Annotated in this window: 5 protein-coding genes and 2 pseudogenes; 4 read left to right on the top strand and 3 right to left on the bottom strand. The window is 43.5% G+C overall.

Translation table 11 applies throughout. The annotated features are described in order from the left end of the window. Nucleotides 1-377 (top strand): annotated as a pseudogene (locus O9332_RS08930) (ISNCY family transposase); the annotation flags it as partial. Nucleotides 378-1,033: 656 nt separating this feature from the next. Here O9332_RS08930 and O9332_RS08925 read toward each other — a convergent pair. Continuing rightward, nucleotides 1,034-1,258 carry an AbrB/MazE/SpoVT family DNA-binding domain-containing protein gene (locus O9332_RS08925; protein ID WP_002757519.1) on the bottom strand — a complete coding sequence of 75 codons (225 nt, stop codon included), beginning with the start codon at nt 1,256-1,258 and terminating at the stop codon, nt 1,034-1,036. Between the two features lie 147 nt (nt 1,259-1,405). Between O9332_RS08925 and O9332_RS08920 the strand changes: the two genes are divergently transcribed. Further along, nucleotides 1,406-1,855: a tyrosine-type recombinase/integrase gene (locus tag O9332_RS08920; RefSeq protein ID WP_288024987.1), complete on the top strand. Its 450-nt coding sequence runs from the start codon at nt 1,406-1,408 to the stop codon at nt 1,853-1,855. A 21-nt stretch (nt 1,856-1,876) separates the two neighbouring features. Here the strand turns inward: O9332_RS08920 and O9332_RS08915 are convergent. Next, nucleotides 1,877-2,135, bottom strand: a pseudogene (locus O9332_RS08915) (zinc ribbon domain-containing protein); the annotation flags it as partial. 337 nt (nt 2,136-2,472) lie between these two features. On the opposite strand from O9332_RS08915, the gene tpiA reads away from it, so the two are divergent. Further along, nucleotides 2,473-3,198, top strand: a complete 726-nt coding sequence (tpiA, locus tag O9332_RS08910; protein WP_002760957.1) for a triose-phosphate isomerase — start codon at nt 2,473-2,475, stop codon at nt 3,196-3,198. Here the strand turns inward: tpiA and O9332_RS08905 are convergent. Next, nucleotides 3,185-3,976: a fumarylacetoacetate hydrolase family protein gene (locus O9332_RS08905; protein WP_002760956.1), complete on the bottom strand. Its 792-nt coding sequence runs from the start codon at nt 3,974-3,976 to the stop codon at nt 3,185-3,187. The genes tpiA and O9332_RS08905 overlap by 14 nt on opposite strands. A gap of 145 nt (nt 3,977-4,121) precedes the next feature. Here O9332_RS08905 and rpsF point away from each other — a divergent pair, with 145 nt between their 5' ends. Continuing rightward, nucleotides 4,122-4,511, top strand: coding sequence for a 30S ribosomal protein S6 (gene rpsF, locus O9332_RS08900; protein ID WP_002760954.1), 390 nt, complete (start codon nt 4,122-4,124; stop codon nt 4,509-4,511). Nucleotides 4,512-4,568: the final 57 nt, after the last annotated feature.

The following is a 4,568-nucleotide window of genomic DNA, read 5'->3' as shown; positions in this document are numbered from 1 at the left end:
AGAGGGCGACTCAAGTCTCGAAGTTAATTGGTGTGAAGTGACTGTTATTAATGAAAAAACCCAGAAAACTATCTACCAAAATAATTGGATAACTAATCATAAAATCACGGAAAATAATGTCGAAGAAATTGTCAAAGCTGGACGCAGCAGATGGAAAGTTGAAAATGAAGGCAATAACGTTCTTAAAAATCACGGTTATAATTTAGAGCATAACTTTGGTCATGGTCAGAATCATTTGTGCGAGTTCTTATTGTCTTTAAATTTACTAGCTTTTTTATTTCATACCGTTTTAGATTTAGTTAATTACACCTATCAAAAGATTCGTGAGCTATTAGTAACTCTGACTTCTTTCTTTAATGATATTCGTACCCTATTAAAATTTATTTGGTTTAAGAATTGGTCGGAGTTTTTCTCATTTATTCTCACCGAATATGTCCCATTCAAACAAGTAAATTCTAGTTGAAAATGTCAGAACTCTTGAAGGAGAAAAAGAAAGTTGTTTATAAAAAAAACTAAAAATTTTGTTAGAATTTCATCTGAATTTATAAGTTGAAATCGATTTTTCATGGACAGAGTTCTTAAAACCTGTCTATCTCCAGCGTTGGATGATAATTAGGGTCTGCTGAAAAAGTTTTTCCTGGGGGTAGGAGTCAGTAGCCGGTCGTCAGGAGTCGGTCGTTTTAGGCTTTGTTGCCCTTGTTTTTTGTACCAAGCGATGTACTACAAGAAGGATAATTCAAGGTTTTTGAACGTCCCAATCCTATTTTCTTGCACTAACATCGGACTTTAACAGGTCAAAAGCTTTATTTTAAAAGGGTTTTACCATTATTCAGCAAACCCTAATTATCTGTCAAAAAAGAATGCTTCTACACAAGTTCTCTATTTAAATATAGCGTTTCCCAATCTCATGAGGTACACCAAAATCTTAACTCCTGACTCCTGACTCCTCAAAACCTAAGACTCTGTACCTCACAACTATGGGAATTGCTATAAGAGAATTTTATCTGATTTTTTTCAAAATGAGAATTGCTGATTATTTGGCGAGTTCCTTGAAGGCGTTGCGGTACTGAGAGTAAGTATCTTCAAAAGCTTTCATGGTTTCTTCAAAATCGGGATCAAAGCCAGAAATTCTGTATCCATCTGGCGATTCCGTGATATAAATCTGATCTCCTTCCTCTACGTTCAGTCGGGATAAAACCTCTTTCGGTAAGATCACACCTATGGAATTGCCGATTTTTCGGAGCGTTAGACTTGTCATAATCTATGACCTTCCGTAATTATGTTATGACAAATGTTATAACATAACTAACTGCCCAAAGAATTATTTTAAAGAAAAAGACTTCCGAGCGACTGGCGGCATTATACTAGACGATAGTGCAGTATTGTCTAGTAGAACAGAAGTATCGTGAAAGTTAACGGTAACGGACAAGCCAAAATTCTCTCTCAAGTCGAACTAGATCGTCTGTTCGCTGGTTTCGATAACGATCGGGATAGATGTCTGTTTGGCATCTGTTTCCATACCGGCTGCAGGATATCGGAGGCACTGCAACTGACCGTCAACGATGTGGGGACGGCGATCACTTTCAGGAAGTCCACTACCAAAGGTAAGAAGGGAACCCGTTCTATCCCCGTCAATCCGGCCCTGCGGAAAATCCTCGACCTTTACCTGCAAGAATTTCAACCCGATAGTTACCTTTTCCCCTCTTTCCACAACGCTAGAGAAAAAGGACACCTGCACCGATCGAGTGCCGACCTGATCCTAAGAAATGCTTGCGAACGAGCGGGACTAAAAGGAGTCTCGACCCACAGCTTCCGTCGGTCGGCTTTGACCATGTTGACATCCTCACCGCCGTAAACGGACGGTGATTCCCAAACCTCACGATTTAGGTTTCTGCTTCTTTCCCTTGCGGGGTTCCGCACCTGCCGCCCCAGTTTTACTCTGTTCTGGTCTTATGGTCGCGACCCGGACTGACACCGCAAGTCCTGCGGCCAAAATGTTTTTACTAGCGTTAATATCTCGGTCATGGTGTGTTCCACAGATTGGACAATCCCACTCTCGAATATTTAACGGCATTTTCAAGGGCAATATACCCGCAATTACTACACCTTTTAGAGCTAGGAAACCATCTATCTAGGGTCTGCTGAAAAAGTTTTTCCTGGTGGCAGGGTGTAGGGTGTGGGGTGTGGGGTTTTACCCATTTTCACCTGGTCAATTACCTAATTTTCAGGCAAAAAGTCCCTGAATATTCCCCTCAATCACTGCAAGGGTCGGGACTTTTTGAGGTCAAAAAAGTCTAAAAGCCTTATCAAACAAAGTTTTTAGATTTATTCAGCAAACCCTAGGTACAGGTAAAAGTATTAAAAAAATCTGCTCACGACAGACAGCGATTATCGGTGATCTTGCTTAGGGTAACAAAAAGGCTTACAGTAAAATGTACCATAAATTATCAAATCTACTAAATTAATTAAGCTGTGCCGAAAGTTGTTATTGCAGGTAACTGGAAAATGCACAAAACCCAGAGAGAAGCTTTGGAGTTTTTGCAAGATTTTAAATCCCATCTAGATGAAACCCCCGACGACCGAGAAGTAGTTCTTTGCGCCCCTTTCACAGCTTTAGCTGTCCTCTCTAAAACCCTCCACGGCGGTCGTATTCGCTTGGGGGCGCAAAACGTCCACTGGGAAAAATCGGGGGCTTATACGGGCGAAATCTCGGCGGATATGTTAACCGAAATCGGGGTTCACTATGTGGTTATCGGTCACAGTGAACGCCGGCAATATTTCGGCGAAACCGATGAAACCGTCAATTTAAGGGTTATATCTGCCCAAAAACAAGGTTTAATCCCGATTATCTGCGTGGGAGAAAGTAAAGCCCAAAGAGATGCCGGAGAAACGGAAAAGGTAATTATCAAGCAAATTCAAGGGGGTTTAGTCAATGTTGACCAAAAAAACCTCGTTATCGCCTACGAACCCATCTGGGCGATTGGCACGGGGGAAACCTGCGAAAGCGAGGAAGCCAACCGCGTTATCGGTTTGATTCGGCAACAATTAGACAATCCCGAAGTAACCATTCAGTACGGTGGTTCGGTAAAACCCGATAATATCGATGAAATTATGGCTCAATCGCAGATAAACGGGGCTTTAGTCGGTGGGGCAAGTCTAGACCCCGCCGTATTCGCCAGGATTGTTAATTATCGCTAATTGATGCTGCTGCCATGACGCTATTTTCCAAAACCCCGATGCCTTCTATTTCCACCCGAACCTTATCCCCCACCTGCATCGGTCCGATTCCTTCGGGAGTTCCCGTTAAAATCACATCCCCCGGCAGCAGGGTCATCACTTGGGAGATATAAGCCACCAAGACATCGGGAGGAAAGACCATATCGCTGAGATAACTGCTTTGTTTGGGTTCGCTGCCATCATTGAGAAAAGTGGTTAATTGCGCCCCGATACTCAATTCCCGGACAATCCAGGGGCCGAGGGGACAAAAACTGTCAAATCCTTTCGCCCGCGTCCATTGGCTATCTTTTTTCTGTAAATCCCTAGCGGTGACATCGTTAGCAATGGTATAACCCCAGATTTTACTTCTGGCCTGGGCTGTGGTGCAGTTTTTGGCGGTTTCTCCGATAATTAATGCCAATTCTCCCTCATAATCCACTCTTTCCGATTGGGGCGGATAAAAAATAGTTTCACCATCGGCGATAATTGTCGTCGGTGGCTTGAGAAATAAAAGCGGTTCTTCCGGTACAGGTGTTCCCATCTCGGCGGCGTGGGCGCGGTAATTTTTGCCCACGGCAATAATTTTCGACGGGAAACAGGGGGCTAATAGTTGGTAGCTATCAGGTTCTAATTCTAGCTTGGTTAGTTGCCCTCCTTGCCAGGGAGGGGCATCAAAGACGGCAACGCTACGGTTTAGCTGTAACAGTCCGTAGAAGATTTGTCCTTGACGATGTTTCACTCGTACATAGCGTTGCGCCATATTTTTCTGGGAATGACTAGCGATCGACTCTCGGATAGTAGTATGATCATATATCCTTGCTTCTTTATTAAAAGCTAGAGAGTTATGAAAATCAATTAACCTCCGGTCTTGACAAAGAAGCCTTCTAGTCCATAAGGATTCTGAGATGAGCAATAACTACGAAACTCTTTACATTCTCCGTCCCGATTTAGGGGAAGAAGTCGTTCAGCAACAAGTGGAACGTTATCGGACTCTGATTACCGAACACAGCGCCACAGACATTCAAGTGAAGGTGTGGGGTAAAAAACGTCTGGCCTATCCCATCAAAAAACTCAATGATGGTGTCTATGTGCAGATGAATTATCAGGCCAGCGGCAAACAAGTCGCCCCCATGGAACGGGCCATGGGTTTAAGTGATGAGGTTATTCGTTATTTAACCCTAAAACTCGATCGCGTGGTGGCCCCCCCTGCGGATTTATCTCCCTTAACGGAAATTCCCCCCTCTCCTATCACCGAAGCGGTGGTGGAAGATGACGGTATCTCCGCTGAAGATTAATTATAGTCACAACTGTGTCGGGTCAATGCCCAATTCCCGTAATCGGGCAAAAGCGCG

Origin of the sequence: Microcystis sp. LE19-10.1B (genome assembly GCF_027530565.1) — a bacterium.
Taxonomy (GTDB): domain Bacteria; phylum Cyanobacteriota; class Cyanobacteriia; order Cyanobacteriales; family Microcystaceae; genus Microcystis; species Microcystis aeruginosa.
This window is presented reverse-complemented; position numbering and strand designations above follow the sequence as displayed.

What these genes read in the sequence shown, in the direction of transcription:
- O9332_RS08925 (WP_002757519.1), bottom strand. Translation starts at nt 1,258, where the DNA reads ATGACAAGTCTAACGCTCCGAAAAATCGGCAATTCCATAGGTGTGATC.
- O9332_RS08905 (WP_002760956.1), bottom strand. Translation starts at nt 3,976, where the DNA reads ATGGCGCAACGCTATGTACGAGTGAAACATCGTCAAGGACAAATCTTC.
- rpsF (WP_002760954.1), top strand. Translation starts at nt 4,122, where the DNA reads ATGAGCAATAACTACGAAACTCTTTACATTCTCCGTCCCGATTTAGGG.